The organism is Saccharothrix texasensis, assembly GCF_003752005.1.
Classification (GTDB): domain Bacteria; phylum Actinomycetota; class Actinomycetes; order Mycobacteriales; family Pseudonocardiaceae; genus Actinosynnema; species Actinosynnema texasense.
The window spans coordinates 7,367,580-7,387,764 of sequence record NZ_RJKM01000001.1 but is presented as its reverse complement, the minus strand read 5'-3'; the positions used below and the strand labels follow the sequence as shown (position 1 = coordinate 7,387,764).

General features: G+C 71.4%; 23 protein-coding genes and 1 riboswitch. Of the genes, 6 read left to right on the top strand and 17 right to left on the bottom strand.

The window, feature by feature from the left end; all coding sequences use genetic code 11:
• The first annotated feature begins 196 nt into the window (after nt 1-196).
• Nucleotides 197-733, top strand: coding sequence for a hypothetical protein (locus EDD40_RS33185; RefSeq protein WP_123746416.1), 537 nt, complete (start codon nt 197-199; stop codon nt 731-733).
• Nucleotides 734-788: 55 nt separating this feature from the next.
• On the opposite strand, the gene EDD40_RS33180 is transcribed toward EDD40_RS33185, so the two are convergent.
• Nucleotides 789-1,748 carry a helix-turn-helix transcriptional regulator gene (locus tag EDD40_RS33180; protein WP_123746415.1) on the bottom strand — a complete coding sequence of 320 codons (960 nt, stop codon included), beginning with the start codon at nt 1,746-1,748 and terminating at the stop codon, nt 789-791.
• Between the two features lie 49 nt (nt 1,749-1,797).
• Between EDD40_RS33180 and EDD40_RS33175 the strand changes: the two genes are divergently transcribed.
• Nucleotides 1,798-2,199: a DUF3224 domain-containing protein gene (locus EDD40_RS33175; RefSeq protein WP_123746414.1), complete on the top strand. Its 402-nt coding sequence runs from the start codon at nt 1,798-1,800 to the stop codon at nt 2,197-2,199.
• Here EDD40_RS33175 and EDD40_RS33170 read toward each other — a convergent pair.
• From EDD40_RS33170 to EDD40_RS33130, 9 genes are all read right to left on the bottom strand, one after another.
• Nucleotides 2,184-3,272, bottom strand: coding sequence for a hypothetical protein (locus EDD40_RS33170; protein WP_123746413.1), 1,089 nt, complete (start codon nt 3,270-3,272; stop codon nt 2,184-2,186). The two genes, EDD40_RS33175 and EDD40_RS33170, sit on opposite strands and share 16 nt — an antisense overlap.
• Nucleotides 3,273-3,363: 91 nt before the next feature.
• A complete protein-coding gene (gcvP, locus tag EDD40_RS33165) occupies nt 3,364-6,252 on the bottom strand; it encodes an aminomethyl-transferring glycine dehydrogenase (RefSeq protein WP_123746412.1) in 2,889 nt (962 codons plus the stop codon).
• Nucleotides 6,253-6,407: 155 nt separating this feature from the next.
• A riboswitch (glycine riboswitch) is annotated at nt 6,408-6,498 on the bottom strand.
• A 108-nt stretch (nt 6,499-6,606) separates the two neighbouring features.
• Nucleotides 6,607-7,173: a MerR family transcriptional regulator gene (locus tag EDD40_RS33160; RefSeq protein WP_123746411.1), complete on the bottom strand. Its 567-nt coding sequence runs from the start codon at nt 7,171-7,173 to the stop codon at nt 6,607-6,609.
• Between the two features lie 557 nt (nt 7,174-7,730).
• Nucleotides 7,731-8,204 carry a bifunctional nuclease family protein gene (locus EDD40_RS33155; RefSeq protein WP_053720858.1) on the bottom strand — a complete coding sequence of 158 codons (474 nt, stop codon included), beginning with the start codon at nt 8,202-8,204 and terminating at the stop codon, nt 7,731-7,733.
• Between the two features lie 143 nt (nt 8,205-8,347).
• Nucleotides 8,348-9,013: a transcriptional regulator FtsR gene (gene ftsR, locus EDD40_RS33150; RefSeq protein WP_123746410.1), complete on the bottom strand. Its 666-nt coding sequence runs from the start codon at nt 9,011-9,013 to the stop codon at nt 8,348-8,350.
• Between the two features lie 14 nt (nt 9,014-9,027).
• The gene (gene garA, locus EDD40_RS33145; RefSeq protein ID WP_033427969.1) at nt 9,028-9,489 is read right to left on the bottom strand and encodes a glycogen accumulation regulator GarA; all 462 of its coding nucleotides are present in this window, start codon (nt 9,487-9,489) and stop codon (nt 9,028-9,030) included.
• A gap of 113 nt (nt 9,490-9,602) precedes the next feature.
• On the bottom strand, nt 9,603-9,986 hold the full coding sequence (gcvH, locus tag EDD40_RS33140; protein ID WP_123748469.1) for a glycine cleavage system protein GcvH: 384 nt from the start codon (nt 9,984-9,986) through the stop codon (nt 9,603-9,605).
• Between the two features lie 61 nt (nt 9,987-10,047).
• Nucleotides 10,048-10,635: a cardiolipin synthase ClsA gene (gene clsA / locus EDD40_RS33135; protein ID WP_236594398.1), complete on the bottom strand. Its 588-nt coding sequence runs from the start codon at nt 10,633-10,635 to the stop codon at nt 10,048-10,050.
• A gap of 81 nt (nt 10,636-10,716) precedes the next feature.
• A complete protein-coding gene (locus tag EDD40_RS33130) occupies nt 10,717-10,959 on the bottom strand; it encodes a hypothetical protein (protein WP_123746408.1) in 243 nt (80 codons plus the stop codon).
• Between the two features lie 445 nt (nt 10,960-11,404).
• On the opposite strand from EDD40_RS33130, the gene EDD40_RS33125 reads away from it, so the two are divergent.
• Entirely contained in the window at nt 11,405-11,824 is a 420-nt protein-coding gene (locus EDD40_RS33125) for an STAS domain-containing protein (protein WP_123746407.1), read from the top strand.
• Between the two features lie 24 nt (nt 11,825-11,848).
• Here EDD40_RS33125 and EDD40_RS33120 read toward each other — a convergent pair whose 3' ends face one another.
• Nucleotides 11,849-12,604: an ATP-binding protein gene (locus EDD40_RS33120; RefSeq protein WP_123746406.1), complete on the bottom strand. Its 756-nt coding sequence runs from the start codon at nt 12,602-12,604 to the stop codon at nt 11,849-11,851.
• 127 nt (nt 12,605-12,731) lie between these two features.
• Between EDD40_RS33120 and EDD40_RS33115 the strand changes: the two genes are divergently transcribed.
• Both EDD40_RS33115 and EDD40_RS33110 read left to right on the top strand, forming a co-directional pair.
• Nucleotides 12,732-13,163, top strand: a complete 432-nt coding sequence (locus EDD40_RS33115; protein WP_246037995.1) for an ATP-binding protein — start codon at nt 12,732-12,734, stop codon at nt 13,161-13,163.
• Nucleotides 13,160-13,951 (top strand): SigB/SigF/SigG family RNA polymerase sigma factor, encoded by a 792-nt coding sequence (locus EDD40_RS33110; RefSeq protein WP_123746404.1) that lies wholly within the window; start codon nt 13,160-13,162, stop codon nt 13,949-13,951. Before EDD40_RS33115 ends, EDD40_RS33110 begins: the two co-directional genes overlap by 4 nt.
• 104 nt (nt 13,952-14,055) lie before the next feature.
• On the opposite strand, the gene EDD40_RS33105 is transcribed toward EDD40_RS33110, so the two are convergent.
• From EDD40_RS33105 to EDD40_RS33085, 5 genes are all read right to left on the bottom strand, one after another.
• The gene (locus EDD40_RS33105; protein ID WP_123746403.1) at nt 14,056-14,346 is read right to left on the bottom strand and encodes a WhiB family transcriptional regulator; all 291 of its coding nucleotides are present in this window, start codon (nt 14,344-14,346) and stop codon (nt 14,056-14,058) included.
• A 108-nt stretch (nt 14,347-14,454) separates the two neighbouring features.
• Complete coding sequence (locus EDD40_RS33100; RefSeq protein ID WP_123746402.1) at nt 14,455-14,649, bottom strand: hypothetical protein; 195 nt, start codon at nt 14,647-14,649, stop codon at nt 14,455-14,457.
• The gene (locus tag EDD40_RS33095; protein ID WP_123746401.1) at nt 14,646-15,629 is read right to left on the bottom strand and encodes a TIGR03557 family F420-dependent LLM class oxidoreductase; all 984 of its coding nucleotides are present in this window, start codon (nt 15,627-15,629) and stop codon (nt 14,646-14,648) included. Before EDD40_RS33095 ends, EDD40_RS33100 begins: the two co-directional genes overlap by 4 nt.
• A 9-nt stretch (nt 15,630-15,638) precedes the next feature.
• Nucleotides 15,639-17,423 (bottom strand): thiamine pyrophosphate-requiring protein, encoded by a 1,785-nt coding sequence (locus EDD40_RS33090; protein WP_123746400.1) that lies wholly within the window; start codon nt 17,421-17,423, stop codon nt 15,639-15,641.
• Between the two features lie 96 nt (nt 17,424-17,519).
• Nucleotides 17,520-18,176 carry a M50 family metallopeptidase gene (locus EDD40_RS33085; RefSeq protein WP_123748468.1) on the bottom strand — a complete coding sequence of 219 codons (657 nt, stop codon included), beginning with the start codon at nt 18,174-18,176 and terminating at the stop codon, nt 17,520-17,522.
• Between the two features lie 55 nt (nt 18,177-18,231).
• On the opposite strand from EDD40_RS33085, the gene EDD40_RS33080 reads away from it, so the two are divergent.
• Nucleotides 18,232-19,176 carry an aldo/keto reductase gene (locus tag EDD40_RS33080; RefSeq protein ID WP_123746399.1) on the top strand — a complete coding sequence of 315 codons (945 nt, stop codon included), beginning with the start codon at nt 18,232-18,234 and terminating at the stop codon, nt 19,174-19,176.
• Between the two features lie 142 nt (nt 19,177-19,318).
• On the opposite strand, the gene EDD40_RS33075 is transcribed toward EDD40_RS33080, so the two are convergent.
• Nucleotides 19,319-20,068: a DUF4383 domain-containing protein gene (locus tag EDD40_RS33075; RefSeq protein ID WP_123748467.1), complete on the bottom strand. Its 750-nt coding sequence runs from the start codon at nt 20,066-20,068 to the stop codon at nt 19,319-19,321.
• Between the last annotated feature and the right edge of the window lie 117 nt (nt 20,069-20,185).

The window sequence follows — 20,185 nt, the reverse complement described above, 5'->3', positions numbered from 1 at the left end:
TGTTAAATTCACACCCGAATCATTTCCGATCTTTCCCGGAATCGGATCGCACCTGGCCGGTGGCCACTAATTGATCGTTATTCGCCGCCCAATCGCGTGCCGAGCCGGTTGATTCCCGACCAATGGTCTCGTAACTTCGAGTGCTTCGACGTCCCTGCACAACGTCGAGATCCCTGCACACGAAAGGACGAACAAGATGAGGAAACTCTTCTTGGCGCCTGCCCTGCTGGCGCTGGTGCTCGCCGTTCTCGTCGCGCCCAGCTCGCAAAGCGCGTTCACCGGGGAAGGGCACGCCACCAGCGTGGTGGAATTAGCGGTGGCGGCGCCCGCGAACGCGCTGTCCGACCCCTCGGTGGCGGCGTGGCCCGTGCCGAACGCCCGGACGTACCGCATCCTCAGCTCCTGCTCGCCCTACGCGTCGGCCATCCGCACCGGCGCGCGGGCGTGGAGCGGGCTGACCGAGAGCTCCAGCGGCACCCCCGTCGAGTGCCGCAACGGCTACATCACCGACTGCGGCGGCGGCAGCCGGGTCGTCGGCTGCAACTGGGGCGCGGGCCAGCGGATCGCGCTCTACATGGGCGGCGTGAACGACGACGCCCTCCTGGCCGCCCACGAGTTCGGCCACGACTGGTACGGCCACTCGTCCTACCAGTGCGCCGGCTGGGGCAGCCCCGCCGAGGTGATGGCGCCGACCATCTGCAACTTCAACGGCGCCACCGCGTCCGTCGGGTAACCGGTCACCGGGACGGGGGAGCCGCTCGGTCCTCCCCCGTCCCGGGGTCGCGCGGTCACCGCCGGTAGACGGCGGCCATCGCGGCGATCCTGGCGATGACGCGGTCGCGCAGCTCCGGCGGTTCCAGCACGTCCACCTCGGGACCGAGGCGGAGCAGGTCCACCAGCGCGTGCTCCAGCGACTCGACCGGCACCCGGACCGTCGTCCACTCGCCTTCGGGTTCGACGTCGTCGAGTTCGCGCGCCGCGACGAGGCCGAGCAGCACCCGGGCGCTCTGGAGACCGTTCGGCGTCATCCGGACCGTCACCCGCATCGGGTACATGCGCTCCTCGAACCGCTCCGACCAGTCGGCCCAGTACCCGGCCAGGTCGAACCCCTCCGGGCGGTCGAACGACTCGTCGAGCGCGGTCAGCTCCAGCACCCGGGAGACCCGGTAGGTGCGCAGGCCGTCGGTCCGGGCCACGAGGTACCAGGTGCCCGCCTTGAGCACGAGCCCGAGCGGCTCCACCGTCCGCTCCACCTCGACCCGGGCCCACCGCACGTACCGGATCCGCAGCCGCCGCTGCTGCCACACCGCCTCCGCGATCCCCGCCACGTGCGGCGTCCCCTCGGCGCCGCGGAACCAGCCGGGCGCGTCCAGGTGGAACCTCTCCCGGATCCGCGCGGCCCGCGACCGCAGCTCCGGCGGGAGGGCGGCGAGCACCTTGAGCTGCGCCGCCGCCACCACCGCGCCCAACCCCAGCTCCGCCGCCGGGCCGGGCAGGCCGGCCAGGAACAGCGAGTCGGCCTCCTCGGTGGTCAGCCCGGTGAGCCGGGTGCGGTAGCCGTCGACGAGCTGGTAGCCACCCGCCGGGCCGCGGTCGGCGTACACGGGCACGCCGGACGCGCCCAGCGCCTCCACGTCGCGGTAGACGGTCCGGACCGAGACCTCCAACTCGTCCGCCAACTCCCGCGCCGTCATCCGGCCGCGCGACTGGAGCAGCAGGAGCAGGGACAACAACCGGCTGGCACGCATCGCCCCATCCTGACAGGAGCTGTCAGGTACGCCCGACAAGCTGACTCCCATGAGCACCGCACAGGCCAACGCCGAGATGAAGAGCTGGGACGAGCACACGTGGGACGGCAGGCGCCACGACGAGGTCACCGGCCCGAAGCAGACGGTCGGCGGCATGACCACCGCCTACACCGGTGACCTGGAAGCCGCGGGCGACCTGCGCTTCGTCATGTCCTACACCGACGACGGCTCCTGCGCCTCCACCGGCTACGAGGTCGTCACGGGCACCTTGAACGGCCGCGAGGGCAGCTTCGTCCTGCACCACACCGGCGACTACCGCAACGGCGTCGCCACCGGCACGTTCACCGTCACCTCCGCCACCGGCGACCTCACCGGCCTCACGGGCACGGGCCGGCTCACGTGGCCGCAGGGCGAGCCGGGCCGGTTCGAACTGGACTACGAGCTGCGCTGACCACCGAGCAGGTCCCACGGCTGCCCGGTCCTCCCGGCCGCCACGGCGAGGACCAGCCGCTCGCGGACCAGCACGGACAGACCGCTCCCGCGGTCGGTCCCGCGGTCCGCGAGCGCGGAAGCGGTCCGCAGCCCCTCCACCGGGCCGACCGGACGCTCCAGCACACCGAGGAACAGCGCTCCGGGCTCTCCCGCGAGGAGGTCGGAGGGCGCCCAACCACCGCGCAACGGCCGGTCCGCGGCGCGGATGCCGGTCGGTGGCGCGCTGCGGTACAACTGCTCCTCGACCCGCGCCCGAGTGGTGAGCACCTGCTCGAAGAGGTACTCGGTGTCGCCGTCTCCCGACCGCCGATCACCCGGCGACCCGACCGCCGGTGCTTCCGCCTCCCCGTCCCGCCGGCCGGTGAAGTCGAGCGGGAGCCGCTGCTCCGAGCCGGCCTTGCGGTAGACGTCGACGGTGACGTCCGTGCCGGCGAGGTAGCACCAGGTCATCACCAACGGGTGATCGCCGTGGGCCTGCGCCCACGGCAACAGCGCGTTCAGGCGATCCCACGGTTCCTTCGTCACGCTGACCGGCCGTCGTTCCGTCCGCCCGCGCGCCTCACCGGCGAGCCACTGGCCCTTCAAGGCGAACAGGAGGTCGGGCCGCACCCCGGAGCGGGCGAACCGCCCCGCCGACGTGGCGGGCAAGGCGTCGAAGTCGTACAGCGGCCCGAACCGGCTGATGCCCTCCGTGTTCCGGACGCGTTCGGTCAGCATCCCCAAGCCCACGGCCTCGGTCACGAACGACTTGATGCGGCGCGCGCTCGACCTGAACTCATCGGCGCGCAGCACGAAGGCGCCGGCGGTCGTGGTCCTCAGGTACGAGGTGACCAACGCCAGCTCCAGCAGGCGAGTGCCGTGCTTGACCGCGTGCGGAGCCGCCGGAGCGAGCGCGTTGACCTCGAGAGCCTGCAACAGGTCGACGTCGACCGGGCCGGCTCCGTCCTCCCGGACGATGTCCTCGACCTTCGGCGTCCCACTGGACGAGTGGCCCACCAGGTAGACGTGATCACGAACGGTCACCAGGCTCATCCGGCGGACTCTAACCAACCCCGGTCCGCCGGTCGCGGACCGGGACGGCGGGCCACCACCTTTCGGTCGGTGGCCCGCCACGCGTCCTCGGTCAGCCGCCGTAGGCCGAGACCGGCGGGCAGGAGCAGACCAGGTTGCGGTCGCCCTTGGCGCCGTCGATGCGACGCACCGGCGGCCAGATCTTCGGCGCCGAGGCGCCCGCCGGGAACACCGCCACCTCGCGGCTGTACGGGTGGTCCCACTCGGTCGCGATGCAGGCCGCCGTGTGCGGCGCGTTGCGCAGCGGGTTGTCGTCCGCCGGCCACTCGCCCGAGCCGACGCGGTCGATCTCGTGCCGGATCGCGATCATCGCGTCGATGAACCGGTCGATCTCGGCCAGGTCCTCGCTCTCCGTCGGCTCCACCATGAGCGTGCCCGCCACCGGGAACGACATGGTCGGCGCGTGCAGCCCGTAGTCGGCCAGCCGCTTCGCCACGTCGTCCACCGTCACACCGGTCGCCTTGGTGATCGGCCGCAGGTCGAGGATGCACTCGTGGGCCACGAAACCGCCCTCGCCGGTGTAGAGCACGGGGAAGTGCTCGTCCAACCGGCGCGCCACGTAGTTCGCCGCCGCCACCGCGGTCAACGTCGCCCGCCGCAGCCCGTCGCCACCCATCATCCGCACGTACGCCCACGAGATCGGCAGGATCGACGCCGAACCCCACGGCGCGGCGCTGATCGGGCCGACACCGGTCGCCGGGCCGGCCGCCGGCTGGAGCGGGTGGTTCGGCAGGAACGGCGCCAGGTGCGAGCGCACGCCGATCGGCCCGACGCCCGGGCCACCGCCGCCGTGCGGGATGCAGAACGTCTTGTGCAGGTTCAGGTGCGACACGTCCGACCCGAACTTGCCGTACCGCGCCAGGCCGATCAGCGCGTTGAGGTTCGCGCCGTCCACGTACACCTGGCCGCCCGCGTCGTGCACCAGCCCGCACACCTCGCGCACGGTGTCCTCGTACACGCCGTGCGTCGACGGGTAGGTGATCATGATCGCGGCCAGCGAGTCGCGGTGCGCGTCGATCGTCGAACGCAGGTGCTCGACGTCCACGTTGCCGCGGTCGTCGCACTTGACGACCACGACCCGCATCCCGGCCATCACGGCGGAAGCGGCGTTGGTGCCGTGCGCGCTCGACGGGATCAGGCACACGTCGCGGTGCGAGTCGCCGTTGGCCAGGTGGTAGGCGCGGATCGCCAGCAGCCCCGCGAACTCGCCCTGGCTGCCCGCGTTGGGCTGCAACGACACCGCGTCGTAGCCGGTCACCTCGGCCAGCCACCGCTCCAGGTCCGCGACGATCGTCAGCAGGCCGGCGGCGTCCGACGCGGGCGCGAACGGGTGCAGGTCGGCGAACTCCGGCCACGTCACGGGCTCCATCTCGGCCGTGGCGTTGAGCTTCATCGTGCACGAGCCCAGCGGGATCATGCTGCGGTCCAGCGCCACGTCCTTGTCCGACAGCGCGCGCAGGTAGCGCAGCAGCGCGGTCTCGGAGCGGTGCGCGTGGAACACCGGGTGGGTCAGGTAGTCGCTGGTGCGGCGCAGGTCGGCGGGGATGCCGTCGGCGGTGTCGGCGTCCAGGCCGTCCACGTCGCCGACCGTCACGCCGAACGCCTGCCACACCGCGACGAGGTGCTCGCGCGTGGTGGTCTCGTCGCACGCGATCGACACCACGTCGTCGTCGACCTGCCACAGGTTCACGCCGAGGTCGCGGGCGGCGGAGACGACGGCGGCGGCGCGGCCCTCCACGCGGGCGCGCACGGTGTCGAAGAACTCGCCGTGCACGACCTCGACGCCGCCCTCCAGCAGCCCGGCGGCCAGCACGGTCGCCATCCGGTGGGCGCGGGTCGCGATGGCCTTCAGCCCTTCGGGGCCGTGGTACACCGCGTACATCGACGCGATCACCGCGAGCAGCACCTGCGCGGTGCAGATGTTGCTGGTCGCCTTCTCCCGGCGGATGTGCTGCTCACGCGTCTGCAGCGCGAGGCGGTAGGCGAGCGAGCCGTCGGCGTCCACGGACACGCCGACGAGCCGGCCGGGAAGCTGCCGCTCCAAGCCCTGGCGCACGGCCATGTACCCCGCGTGCGGCCCGCCGAACCCGATCGGCACGCCGAACCTCTGCGTGGTGCCGATGACCACGTCCGCGCCGATCTCGCCCGGGGGGCGCAGCAGCGTCAACGCCAGCAGGTCGGCGGCGACGACGGCCTGCGCGCCGGCCTTGTGGATCTCCTCGACGACCGCCGCGTGGTCGCGCACCACGCCGGACGCGCCGGGGTAGGACAGCAGCACGCCGAAGAAGTCGCCGCCGAGGCCGAGGCCCTCGATGCCCTGCGACAGGTCGGCGGTGACGATCTCGATGCCCAGCGGCTCGGCGCGCGTCTCGATGACGGCCAGCGTCTGCGGCAGCGTGTCGGCGTCCACCACGAACTTGGTCGACTTCGACCGTCCCGCGCGGCGGACCAGCGTCATCGCCTCGGCGGCGGCGGTGGACTCGTCCAGCATCGACGCGTTGGCCAGCGGCAGACCGGTCAGGTCGGCGACCATGGTCTGGAAGTTGAGCAGCGCTTCGAGGCGGCCCTGGGAGATCTCCGGCTGGTACGGCGTGTAAGCCGTGTACCAGGCGGGGCTCTCCAGCACGTTGCGGCGGATCACCGGCGGCGTGGTGGTGCCGTAGTAGCCGAGCCCGATCATCTGCGTCATCGGGCGGTTGCGCGCGGCGAGGGCGCGCAGCTCGGCCAGCGCCTCGGTCTCGGTGGCGGGCGCGGGCAGGTCCAGCACCAGGTCGCGCTCCCGGATCGACTCGGGGACGGCGTGCTGCGCGAGTTCCTCCAGCGAGCCGACGCCGATCACGTCGAGGATGCGGGCCAGCTCGGCGGGCCGCGGGCCCACGTGCCGGTCGGCGAACGGGGTGCCGTGCTCGAGTGCGGCGAGGGGGATGCGGTCCTGCGTCATCGGTGCTGGCCTCCAGGGCTCCGGACAGACTTCTGCCGTTGCCCTCCCCCTCTGTCTTCTGCCCGGCGTCGGGCGCCTGAGAGCTTCACCCGGCTGTCGGGTTTGCACCGTCGGCGGGGTCGGTCGGTGGTGGCCGACCCGCTTTCCAGAGGCGTCTCACCCGCACGGTCCTTGCGCCTGAGAGGTTCCGGGGAGGATTTGCTCCTTCGGCGCCGAGACTGGCTCGGACTCTCCCGCACGGGATAAAGCGACTACGCGCGAAATCGTACCCGGCAGGTGGGTGAGCGGTACCGCCGGCGCGACGTGGATCTCACCGCGTGGCGCCGCTCGTCACCTGCCCGCCGGCAGGCCCGGTCAGCCGATGGCCCTGGTCCGGCGGCGACGGGACAGCTCGTCGTTGGCCGGCTCCACGATCTCCGCGCCGTCCGCCCGTTCGGCGGGGAAGTCGTGGATCGTGCCGCTGATCTCCCGCATCGCGCCGGAGACGGCGATCCCGAACACCCCCTGGCCGCCCTGGAGCAGGTCGACCACCTCTTCCGGCGACGTGCACTCGTAGACGGTGGTGCCGTCGCTGAACAGCGTGATCCGGGCCAGGTCCTGCACGCCGCGGCGACGCAGGTGGTCGACCGCGACCCGGATGTTCTGCAACGAGACACCGGTGTCCAGCAGCCGCTTGACGACCTTGAGGACCAGGATGTCCTTGAACGAGTAGAGCCGTTGGCTGCCGGAGCCCTGGGCACTCCTTATCGTCGGGTTGACCAGCCCCGTGCGCGCCCAGTAGTCCAGCTGGCGGTAGGTGATGCCCGCGATCTGGCACGCGGCGGGGCCGCGGTACCCGACCAGTTCGTCCGGCAGCGAGGAGTCCGGGAACAGCTCACCCTGTTCGCCGGATCCGGCCCGGATGGGCGCTTCCTCGACCACGCCTGCCTCCCCTCGGTCCGGTCACGACGACCGGCGACCAACGTGAAGCCGCCGCGGTGTCCGAATCACACCGTGGCAATTCACCTGAGTTCGACGGTAAGACCGCCTAGGGGGCAGGTCAACGCGACGCGCGGGACGTGTCTGACCTCAACGTGAGGTTGAGGTTGAGAGAGTCGGCCGTCGTAAGCCATTCGGGTGACGTTTAGTGATCGTTTAGCCGATCAAGGTTGACGTTGTGTAACCCGCCCGCGTGACCCTCGGAGGGATCACGTGGACCCGATCCACAACGGACCGCACACGCCCGCGAGACGCCGTTCACGGCTCGGGACCGCACGGCCCGGCCCTTCACGACGCCGCCGACCCCATCGGTTCTGTCAAGCACCCGACCCGCTTGTCCCCAGCCGGGCGTGACGCCACCAAGGGGCCGATTCCCGGGTGCGCGGAGCGAACGGACGCGGTCGCAGGGGCCGACGGGGCACGCCAGGACTCCGGACCCCCGGACCGCGGCCACCGATCGACCTGGAGCGGGGCCCGGACCCGGGTGGACGGACTCGGACCTACGTGTCCGCGCCGCGGAAGTCCTCGGGCGAGACGGAGTCGAGGAACTCCCGGAACTTCTCGACCTCGTCCTCCTGCTCGTCCGGGATGATGAGGCCGGCTTCCGCCAGCACCGACTCCTCCGCGTGGATCGGCACGCCGATCCTCAGCGCCAGCGCCACCGAGTCGCTCGGCCGCGCGGACACCCGGATGTCGCCGTCGAAGACCAGCTCGGCGAAGTACGTGCCTTCTTGCAGGTCCGTGATCCGCACCTGCTCCAACTGCCGGCCGAGTGCCCCGATGACGTCCTTGAGCAGGTCGTGCGTCAACGGCCGGGCAGGACGGACACCTTGCTGCTCCAACGCGATCGCCGTGGCCTCGACCGATCCGATCCAGATCGGCAGGTACCGTTCGCCCTCGGTTTCGCGCAGCAGCAGGATCGGCTGGTTGGCGGGCAGTTCCACCCGCACGCCGACGACGCGCATTTCGCTCATCGGGTCTCGCCTCCCTCAGCGCGCTGAAATTCTGGCGTCCCCGCTACCAACGAGGATCCCCCACGTACTCTTTCGACGCTACCCGCCAAGCGGGCCCTGTGCGCAACCGCCCGCCCGCTTCCGATCACGATGCGGACACGCGTTCACCTCGGCGAAACCGGGCGTCCGACGACGTCACGCAGGCCCACCTTCACCAAGAGTGTGTGCAGCGTTACGGACAGCGCCGCCAACTCCCGCACGACCTCGTCACGTTCGCGCGGTTGGCGCCCCGCGCCGACGACCTGCTCCACCAGCCCGACCTCTCGGTCGGCCGCGGCGCGGAACGGGCGCAGGTGGCGCGCCTCCAGCCCGTGCTCGGCCATCGCCCGCACGGTGGACGCGATCTGCACCGCCTCGTGGTCGTAGAACCCGCCCGCACCCGGCCTGATCAGGCCGTGCTGCTCCAGGTCCGCCAACACGCCCGGCTCGATGCCCGCCCGCGCCAGCAGGTCTTCGCGGGTGACCCGGTGCCCGGCGGCCGGGGTGAGGTCGACCCCGCGCGTCGCCTTCTGGTCGGCCGCGTCCAGCTGCTCCTTGATGACCTTCAGCGGCAGGTACCTGTCCCGTTGTGCGGACAGGACGTACCGCAGGCGGTCCACGTCGGCGGACGTGAACTGCCGGTACCCCGAGGCCGTGCGCGCCGGGCGGACCAAGCCCTCCGACTCCAGGAATCGGATCTTGGAGATGGTGACGTCGGGGAAGTCGGGCCGCAGCTGGGCCAGCACCGCCCCGATGCTCAACACCCCGCGTGGCCGCCCGGCCGCCGTCACCGGAGCCCCATCGCTCAGGCCCCCTGGCCCCCGGCGCCCGGACCGGTCAGGAACACGAGGCGGAACTTGCCGATCTGCACCTCGTCGCCGTTCGCCAGCACCGCCTGGTCGACGGGCTCGCGGTTGACGTAGGTGCCGTTGAGGCTGCCCACGTCGATGACCACGAACTCGCCGCCCTCGCGGCGGAACTCGGCGTGGCGGCGGGAGACCGTCACGTCGTCGAGGAAGATGTCGCTGTCGGGGTGCCGCCCCGCGCTGGTGGTGTCGCGGTCCAGCAGGAACCTCGACCCCGCGTTGGGGCCGCGCTTGACCACGAGCAGCGCCGATCCGGCGGGCAGTGCGTCGACACCCGCGACGGCCGGCTCCTGGGCGGGCGCCTCGGCGCCCTCGACCTCGGCGAGGAAGTCGGCCCGGAAAACGGAGGTCCGCTCCGGGGACTGCTCGGGCGGAACGCCTGGCCCGTCGTTCGTGCTCACCTGAGCTCTCCTCCTGCTGCTGGAACCGTCGAGACCGCTAGAACCTATCGTGCCCGAACCCTGGTCTGAGGAGCGGCTCCCCCACCGACCGAAGAGCCGTCGGAAGATCGACGTCACTCCGCGGCCGCCAGCTCCTGGTACGCGGCGGCGTCGAGCAGGTCGTCGACCGCGGAGGGGTCCTCCAGCCGCAGCTCCACCATCCACCCCTCGCCGTACGGGTCGGAGTTCACCAGGTCGGGCTGCTGGTCGAGCGAGTCGTTGCGGGCCACGACCTCGCCGGCGAGCGGCGCGTAGATGTCGGACACGCTCTTGGTCGACTCGACCTCACCCAGCGTCTGCCCGGCGGCGACCTGCTCGCCGAGTTCCGGGAGCTGGACGAACACGACGTCACCCAGTTGTTCCTGGGCGTAGTCGGTGATGCCCACGCGCACGGTGTCCTCACCGGTGCGCAGCACCCACTCATGTTCCTCGGTGTACTTGAGCTCCTCGGGAATCACCGCGGTGTGCTCCTTCAATGACGGTGGATCAACGCTCCGCCGGATCTTCCCACGTCGGCGTTCAGGCCGGCGCGACACCCGGCCGTCGGCGCATCGCGAGGGTGAACTGGTAGACGTACAGCACGCCCGACCACAGGTACAAGGCTCCTCCCCAGACCATGAACGCGTACGCCACCGGACGGGCGATCTGCGCGGCGGTCGAGGCGCCCTGGGCGAGCAGGAGCATGGGGAACGCGTACAGCAGGTTGAACGTGGCCGCCTTGCCGAGGTAGTTGACCTCGAACGGGCCGTAGCCGCGGGACCTGAGCACGGGCAGGCACACCCCGACCACGAGCTCGCGGCCGACCAGCACCGCCGCCACCCACCAGGGCACGATGCCGCGCACGACGAACGCGAGCAGCGTGGCGAGGATGTAGAGGCGGTCGGCGGCCGGGTCGAGCAGGGCGCCGAGCTTGCTGGCCTGGTCGAGCCAGCGGGCGATCTTGCCGTCGAGCCAGTCGGACAGGCCCGCCGCGACGAGCACGACCAGCGCCCAGCCGTCGGCGTGCGGCCCGAGCAGCAGGTACAGGAACAGGGGCACGCCGAGCAGCCGCAACACGCTCAGCGCGTTCGGGATGGTCAGCAGCCGGTCGGCTGGATCGTGCGACACGTCCGCACTGTAGATGGCCGCCCGGCGTGCACCGGTGGTCGACTCGCGGTGCGGGCCCGGCGGGCTCGCGCGCGGTCCCGCTCAGTTGTTCGACCGGGTGCGGCTCCAGCCGCGGCGTTGGAGTTCGTCACCGCTGAGCGCCTGCGGACGACCTCGGTCGTCGACGCCGACCCAGCGGGCCCGGAAACCTTCGAGCACGTAGGCGTGGCCCTTGCTCCAGACCACGCTGCACGGGGCTGTGGGCAGCGGCGCCGCGCCTGTGGCGCCGGCACGCGCCGCCCCGCGCTTCGCGGGCTCGGACTCGGTTTCCGTTCTGGTGCTCATGTGAAATCCCTCCACCGGGGTTGTCGCTCACGGCTCTCGCGGCGTTATCCCCGTCACCCGATTCTGCGCGACTGTGGTCGAGACCACCTCCTCATCCGTGCCCGGTCTCGACCGGCGGGCGGTTGCGTCGCCCAGTTGCGCGCGGCGTTCGGGAACGCTTCCCCCGAGGTGTAGCCCGCCCTGGCGGTACCAAACCGTTCACCGTCCGTCGTCCGCCGCACACCGAACGGCCCACTACACTGGGGCCTATCAGGGCGCCACCCACGCGGCTTGTGGTGTCGCCACGGGCTACGTACGGTGGGTGGCGCAGCGGTTGAGCCAACAGCCGCGCCGGGAAGTCCGGCTAGCGGGGAAACGTTTCCGCCACGCTGCTGTTGAGTGCTGCGCGCACATTTCGTGCGTCCGGGCTTCCCACCCAGCGGTTCCAGCTGAAGAGGAGTGCCTCGTGACGGTTCAGGATCCGGACGTCGTGGCGACGAGCGGAGCCGAGTCCGCCGCGGTCGACAGCCCGCGGGCAGGACAGCTCGGGCTCGCCGTGCGCACCCCGGCCGAAGGCGTCACCGTGGTCGGCGTGAGCGGTGAGGTCGACATGCTCACCGCGCCGCAGCTGCGGGCGGAGTCGCTGCGCCACCTCGACGCGGGCAGCACACTGGTGCTGGACCTGTCGGGTGTCAGCTTCCTCGGCTCCGCCGGTCTGGCGGTGCTGGTGGAAGCGTCGCAGCACGCCAAGCGGCGTGACGCGGAGTTCCGCGTGGTCGCCGTGGCGCGCGCCGTGACCCGCCCGCTGGCCGCCACCGGCCTGGGTGGGGTGTTCAGCGTGTTCGAGTCGGTCGAGCAGGCGCTGGAGTCCCACGAGTCCCGCTGAGCGGCGGAGGTTGACGGAGCGGGGCTACACGTGCGGCACCAGGTCGACGACTTGGTCCACGCCCGCCGCGACGAGTGCGCGGCGGGCGTGGCCGTCTTCGGGTGCGCGCACGACGACCCGGTTGCCCGCCGCCGCGGCCGCCTCGGCGACCGCCCGCAGGCCGCGGACCAGGCCTTCGCTGCGCTCGCCCAACGCGCGCAGGTCGACGACGACCGGTACGGTCCCGCCGCGTGCGGCGGTCAGGATGCGGCGGCGGACGGCGGGCGCGGCGTGCGCCGGCACGTCGCCGCGCACGTGCACCTCCACCCAGCCGTCACGCGCGGTCACGTCGACCGGATCGGCCGGCACCGGCGCGGGCACGAACGTGCCGCGCGACGTGTGCCTCGGCGCGAGGACGAGGGTGACCGTGGTGCCGCCCGCACCCCGGTCGACCAGCACTTCGTCGACGTTCTCGCGCATCAGCAGCAGCCCGCGACCGCGGGCGGTCAGGGTGGGCGGCGGCACGCGCCAGCCGCCGTGGTCGGTGACCACGACGCGCACGCTGCCGTCGGGTCCGGCGTGGGCCTCGATGTGGACGAGGCCGTGCTGGTCCGGGCCGTAGGCGTGCTCCACGGCGTTGCTCGCGGCTTCGTTGACCGCGAGGAGCAGGTCGTAGCGGTCGTCTTCGGTCAGTCCTTCGGCAGCCAGCCAGGCGTCGAGCCGGGCGCGGACCACCGCGAGCTGCCCGGGCTGGGCCGGGAACTCGACACCCCAGTGGTGGTCTGCGAGTTGATCGGTCAATGGGCCTCCCCGTCGTGCAACAGTCAGTCTTCCCGGGGCGCGCGCGGGTTACACGTGTGAACGACGATCAATTCGGGTACCGATAGCTTCAGCAGCACAACGAGACAGAACGGACGACGAGGTGAGCGTGTCGCACACTGAGCCGCGAAGCGGTGAGTCGGATAACGCCCTGGCCGGGGTCGAGTTGCGGATGGCGGCCGACCCCACGCAGCTGTCGATCGTCCGAGCCGTGGCGGCGGACATCGCCATGCGGCAGGACTTCGACCTTGACTCCATCGAGGACCTGAAGCTGGCGGTCGACGAGGCGTGCTCGACCCTGATCTCGCTGGCCGACCAGGGTGCGGTGCTCAGCGCCCAGTTCGTCGTGGTGGACGGTTCGGTGCAGGTGTTCACCAAGGTGGGCTCGCAGCGGTCGGCGCCGCCGGACCGGGACAGCTTCGGCTGGCGGGTGCTGAGCGCGCTGGTCGACTCCGTGACGACCTGGGTCGCGCCGCAGGCGGAGGCGTTCGAGGTGCACATCGACCTGGTCAAGAGGTCGTTGGGGACGGTGGATGCGTGACGGGGACGGACGGGGGCACGACGCGGTCCAGCACCCAGGGTGACTACGACCACCTGGCGCCGCTGTTCGTCCGGCTCGCCGCGACCGCCAAGGACGACCCGGCGCGGGAGCGGCTGCGCGACGAGCTGGTGACCGAGCACCTGCCGGTGGCCAAGCACATCGCCCGGAGGTTCGGCCACCGCGGTGAGCCGCACGACGACCTGGTGCAGGTGGCCACGGTGGGGCTGATCAACGCCGTGGACCGGTTCGACCCGGAGCGCGGCAGCGACTTTCTGTCGTTCGCGGTGCCGACGATCATGGGCGAGGTCCGGAAGTACTTCCGGGACTCCAGCTGGTCGGTGCGCATGCCGCGGCGGCTCAAGGAGCTGCACCTGGCGATCAACGCGGGGTCGGCGCGGCTGTCGCAGCAGCTGGGGCGCGCGCCGACGCCGAGCGAGCTGGCGCAGCACCTGGGGTTGAGCCGGGAGGAGATCCACGAGGGGCTGGCGGCGGGCAACGCCTACCACAGCGCGTCGTTGGACGACCTGCTGGTGGCCGACGACAGCTCCATCTCGCTGGGCAGCACGCTCGGCGAGGAGGACCCGGAGCTGGAGGCGATCGAGCAGCGCGAGGCGCTGCACCCGTTGCTGGAGAAGCTGCCGGAGCGGGAGCGCAAGATCGTGGTGATGCGGTTCTTCGGGAACATGACGCAGACCCAGATCGCGCAGAAGGTCGGCATCTCGCAGATGCACGTGTCGCGGCTGCTGGCCAAGACGCTCCGCCAGCTGCGCGAGGGCCTGACCGAGTAGCGCGCACGGTTGTGACGCGTAAAGGCCGCCTGACTCCGATGTCAGGCGGCCTTTACGCGTTTCGGGGGGACCGGGGGGTTGAGGGCGGGCCCGAACAGCGCTGATCAGGCGGCGGAACGGCGGCGGTTGGCGATGACGCGCCGCCTCTCGTCCTCGCCCATGCCGCCCCACACGCCGTAGGGCTCCTGCACGGCGAGCGCGTGCTCGCGGCACGGGTCCACGACGGGGCAGCGGGCGCAGAGCTGCTTGGCCTTGTCCTCGCGGGCGGCCCGGGCCGAGCCGCGCTCGTTGTCCGGGTGGAAGAAGACCGCGCTGTCACGGCCTCGGCACAACCCTTCCTTCTGCCAGTCCCAGACATCGGTGACGGGCTTGGGCAGGCGCGCGGTGCTGGTCATCGGATGAACCCCCTTGCGGTGTCACGGTGCTTGATCACGGCTTACCCGCTGGTCCCCCGGTGGCAAACGTGGTGCGCCTCAATCGGATGGATTACCGAAGCAGGTGGATTACTCCGGTTCTTCCTGCGCGAGCCGCTGGTCGAGGGTCTCGCCCTCGCGCTGCTCGCGCGGCGTGGTGCCGTGGCGGTCCGCGCCGCTCCAGTGCTCGGGCGGCTCGATGCCGCGCTCCAGCGGGTCGACGCCCAGCTCGTCCTCGTCCAGCTGCTCGATCTCGTCCAGCGGGCGTTCGTTGGGGTCGGTCATCGCACTCCTCCCGGCGCGGTGGCGGCGCCGTCCAGCTCGGGCGCCACGGACTCGGCCCAGAAGGAGAAGAACTGCTCCTGGTCCGGGCCGATCTGACTGACGTACACCTCGTCGTAGCCCGCGTCGGCGAACTCGCGGACGCGGTCCAGGTACGGGCCCGGGTCGGGCCCGACGGGCAGGGCGGAGGCCATCATGTCCTCGGTGACCAGCGTCGACGCCTGCTCGAAGTGGCGCGGCGTCGGCAGGACCTGGGCCAGTTCGCCGGGCAGCTGCTCGTTGGCCCACAGCCGGTGGGCCGTCTTCACGGCCGCCTCGGCGGACGGCGCGTGGCACACCTTGAACCCGCCCTGGGTCGGTTTGCCCGCGCCGCCGGCGGCGCGGAACTTCTCCAGCAGCGACGGGTCCGGCATCGTGGAGCACAGGCCGTCGCCGATGCGCCCGGCCACTTCCGCCGCTTTCGGCCCGAACGCCGACACGTACACGGGAACGGGTGACGACGGCACCGTGTAGAGCCGGGCGTTCTCGACCGTGTAGTGCTCGCCGCGGTGGCTGACCTCGTCGCCGGTCCACAGCGCCCGCATCACCTCGACGGCTTCTTCCAGCATTTCCAGCCGTTCCGGCGCGGACGGCCAGGGGTCGCCGAAGATGTGCTCGTTCAACGCCTCGCCGGTGCCCACCCCGAGGGTGAACCCGCCCTGGCACTGCACGGCGGCCGTGGCCGCGGCTTGGGCCACCACCGCCGGGTGAATCCTCACCGTCGGGCAGGTGACCGCGGTCGTGATGGGCAGGGACGTGACCTCCGACAGCGCCCCGATGACGGACCACACGAACGGGCTGTTGCCCTGCTCGCGGTTCCACGGGTGGTAGTGGTCGGAGATCCACAACCTGTCGAACCCCGCCTGCTCCGCCCACCGCGCCTGCCTCACCAGCTCACGCGGTCCGTGCTCCTCGCTGGAGAGGAAGTAACCGATGCTGACCATGGTCCCCGGTTACCCGCGCAGGAATTCCTGAACCTTGGTCGCCACCCCGCGCCTGACCACGTCCCACGCGTCCGGGTCGCCCCGGAGCATCGCCTCGGCGGTCGCCTTGGCCTGCTCGAACGTCGTGTGCGGCGGGATCGGCGGCACGTTCGGGTCGCACCGCACGTCCAGCACCACGGGACGGTCGGCGGTCAGCGCCTCCTCCCACGCCGGGCCCAGGTCGGCCGGGTCGGACACCGCCACGCCGCCCAACCCGACGGACCGCGCGAACGCCGCGTAGTCGACGTCGGGCAGCACCTGCGACTCCTCGAACTTCGGCGCGCCACCCATCGCCCGCAGCTCCCACGTCACCTGGTTGAGGTCGTTGTTGTGCAGGACGCACACCACGCACCTCGGGTCCGACCACTCCTCGTAGTAGCGGGCGACGGTGATCAGCTCGGCCAACCCGTTCATCTGCATCGCGCCGTCGCCGACCAGCGCCACCGCCGGCCGTTCCGGGTGGGCGAACTTCGCGCCGATCGCGTACGGCACCCCCGCGCCCATGGTCGCCAACGTGCCCGACAACGACCCCCTCATCCGCCCGCGCAACCGCACCAGCCGGGCGTACCAGTTGGCCGCGGACCCCGAGTCGGCGGTCACGATCGCGTCCTCGGGCAACCGGGGCGACAGCTCCCACATGATCCGCATGGGGTTCACCGGCTCCGCGTCCACGAAGGACTGCCGCCGCAGCGTCCCCCACCACTCGGCCACGTTGGCCTCGACGGTCTCCCGCCAGGACCGGTCCTCCTGGCGGCGCAGCAACGGGAGCATCGCCCGCAACGACGCCCCCGCGTCACCGACGAGGTTCACCTCGGTCGGGTAGCGCATCCCGATGAACCGCCCGTCGACGTCCACCTGCACCGCCCGCGCCTTGCCGAACTCCGGCAGGAACTGCGAGTACGGGAAGCTCGACCCGACGATCAGCAACGTGTCGCAGTCCCGCATCAGCTCGTAGCTGGGCTTCGTGCCCAGCAACCCGATCGACCCGGTCACCCACGGCTCGTCGTCGGGCAGCACGTCCTTGCCCAACAACGCCTTCGCCACCCCCGCGCCCAGCACCTCGGCCACCTGGCGCACCTCGTCACCGGCCCCGCGCGCGCCCTGCCCCACGAGCACCGCCACGCGCTTCCCGGCGTTCAACACCTCCACCGCCCGCTCGACGTCGTCCGAGGAGGGCACCGCCGTCGACCACCCCCGGCTGGGAGCGCTCGACGGCACGTGCTTGAACGCGTGCTCGGGCGGCGAGTACGCGAGTTCCTGCACGTCGGCCGGAATGATCAACGCGGTGGGTGCCCGCTGCGCCTCGGCGGTCCGGATGGCCCGGTCCAGCGCGTTGGGCAACTGCTCCGGCACGGTCACGTCGACCAGGTACTCGGACGCGACGTCCTTGAACAACGAGTGCAGGTCCACTTCCTGCTGGTAGCTGCCGCCGATCGCGGTGCGCGCCGTCTGCCCGACGATCGCCACCACCGGCACGTGGTCCAGCTTGGCGTCGTACAGCCCGTTGAGCAGGTGGATCGCCCCCGGCCCGGACGTCGCCATGCACACCCCGACCCGCCCGCCGAACTTCGCGTACCCCACGGCCGCCAAGGCGGACATCTCCTCGTGCCGCGACTGGATGAACCGGGGCCGGTCCCCGCTGCGCCCGAAGGCCGAGACCAGCCCGTTGATGCCATCACCCGGGTAGGCGAACACGTGCTCGACACCCCAGTCACGCAGGCGGCGCAGCACGAAGTCGGCAACGGTGTCGGCCATGGCGTCCTCCCCGGAAAACAAAGGAGTACCCGCCCCTCACCGCCCTACTCGGCCCTCACCACCACGTACCCGCCACCACCCGACCGCCTCTCGCCCTCACAACGGCAGCAACAACCGGCCACCCACCACCAACGTCCCCACCGTCACCACGACAAACAGCAGCACCCACACCAACCCCGGCACCCGCGTGATCCGGGCCAGCTGATCGGCGTCGGACTGCCGCGCCAGTCCCCGCGTCCGCCGACGCTGCAACTCCCCCACCGGCCGCACCCCGCCCAGCAGCAGGAACCACGTCACGAACAGCGCGAACGCCGCCTGCCACTCCGCCGTCGCGTACCAGGACACGGCGAACATGATCGCCCCGGTCACCACCACCGACAGCACGCCGAACGCGTTGCGGATCATGACCAGCATGCCGACGAGCAGCCCCACCGTCGCCCACAGCAACGGCCGGACCTGGTCGGACGTCACCAGCACCGCCGCGCCCAGTCCGAGCAACGACGGCGTCACGTACCCCGCGAAGTACATCAGCACGACCGCGAAACCGGTCGGCCTGCCGCGCGACACGGTGACCCCGGACGTGTCCGAGTTCAGCTTGATGCCCTCCAGCCGCCGGCCGGTGAGCAGCGCGACGAGGGCGTGCCCCGCCTCGTGCGCGATGGTGATGACGTGCCTGCTGTACCGCCACACACCGGGACTGGCCACCAGGACCAGCGCCAGCACGGCCGGGGCCCACTTCGTCAGAGTCGACATCGCCACCAGCATGCCACTTGACCTGGACCGCGCTCCAGGACCCAGGCTGACCTCCATGAGACGACGGCGCATCGGTTCACTGGAGGTCAGCGCCCTGGCGCTGGGCACGCTGCCGTTCGGCACGTGGGTGGACCAGGAGACCTCGTTCGCGATCATGGACCGCTTCGCCGAGGCGGGCGGCACGTTCGTGGACACGGCCGACAACTACGTGTTCTGGGACGGCGGCACGGGCGACGAGAGCGAGCAGGTGGTCGGCCGCTGGCTGGCCGCCCGGGGCAACCGCGACGACATCGTCCTGGCCACCAAGGCGGGTGCCCGTCCGCGGACTCCCGGCACCGGTCTGGAGAACGCCGAGGGCCTGGCCGGCGACACCGTCCGCGCCGCCGCCGCCGCGAGCCTGGCGCGGTTGGGCACCGACCACGTCGACCTCTACTACAGCCACGTCGAGGACCGCAGCGTCACGCTGGAGGACACGCTCGGCGGGTTCGCGTCCCTCGTCGAGGCCGGGGCGGTGCGCGAGATCGGCGCCTGCAACCACGCCACGTGGCGGTTCGAGCGGGCTCGATCGGTGTCACGGGCCAACGGCTGGCCGCTCTACACCGCCGTTCAGCAGCGCTACAGCTACCTGCGCCCCCGGCCGGGCGCGAAGCTGCCCGAGAGCGGTCACGTGCACATGACCGACGAGCTGCTCGACTACGCGGCGACCGAGGGTGACGTGACGCTGGTGGCGTACTCGGCGCTGCTCTCCGGCAGGTACCGGGACAAGCCCCTCGGCGAGGCGTACGACCACCCCGGCACCACCAGACGGCTGAAGGTGCTTCACGAGGTCGCGGCGGAACTCGGCGCCACCGTCAACCAGGTCGTGCTCGCGTGGCTGATGCGCCAGGACATCATCCCCCTCGTGGGCGCCACGTCGGTCGCGCAGATCGACGAGAGCCTGGGGGCGCTGGAGATCAAGCTCGACGACGTCCAGGCGGACCGCCTGGACTCCGCCGCCTGACCCGTCGACGGGCTTCACCGCGGCGGTCCACAACGCACGACGGTGCACGGTCCACCCGGGACCGTGCACCGTTCGCGACTCTTCCGCCAGCACTGCGACGTCGGAACTTCGACGTCGGAACTTCGAGGTCAGAGCTTCGACATCACCGGCTGAACCGGGACTTGTGCTGCTCCGCGATGGCCGGGTCGATCGGCTGGACCGGCCGCGGGCTCATGGTCGGGTCCATCGATTCGATCCGCTCGTCGCGGCGCACGCCGTGCCGCGCGTCGTCGACGCGCTGCGTGGGCATCTCCTGCGTCACCGGGTCGGCCTTGGGGTCGCGAATGCTCGCTTCCGGCTCGTACCGCGCCTGCTCCTCGCGCCGATCCCCGAACGACCGGTCGGCAGCCGTCCGGTCCACGACCGTCTCCTCCGGACCGACGGCGTCGATCGGGGGCTCGGTCACGATCTTGCGCCGCGCCGGCAGCACCGCGATCAGCAGACCGACGGCGGCGAGGCCGAGGTGCAGCCAGTTGTCGTTGACGTTGAGCGCCAGCGGGTTGCCGAGGCCGGACACGGGGTTGTTGGAGAACACCCCGGCCAGCGCCAAGCCCCACAGCAACACAGCGCCGTAGCCGATGAACAGGAGCCAGCCGTACAGTCGGGCCAGGCCGGACGTGCTCGCCATGAGCAGGCCGAGCACACCGAACGCCAGGTGGACGACGTTGTGCAGCGGGTTCAACGTGAACCCGAGCAGCATCGCGTGCTGGTCGCCCGCGAAGTCGCCGAACCCGGTGCGCACGAAGCCCAGCACACCCAAGGCGAGGAAGACCAGGCCGACCAGGCCTGCCAGCACCTGGGCGGGTTGCAGGCCCGCGACCTTGACGCGACCGACCGTCGAGTGGTGGGTCATCTCGCCCTCCAACTGAGGACCACGAGCCCGTCTGACCGGGCTCCGGACGCCCACCGACTACCCGTCCGGTCCGAACCGCAAACAGCCCGGCCACCGACCTCGGGCCGACTGGCGGCG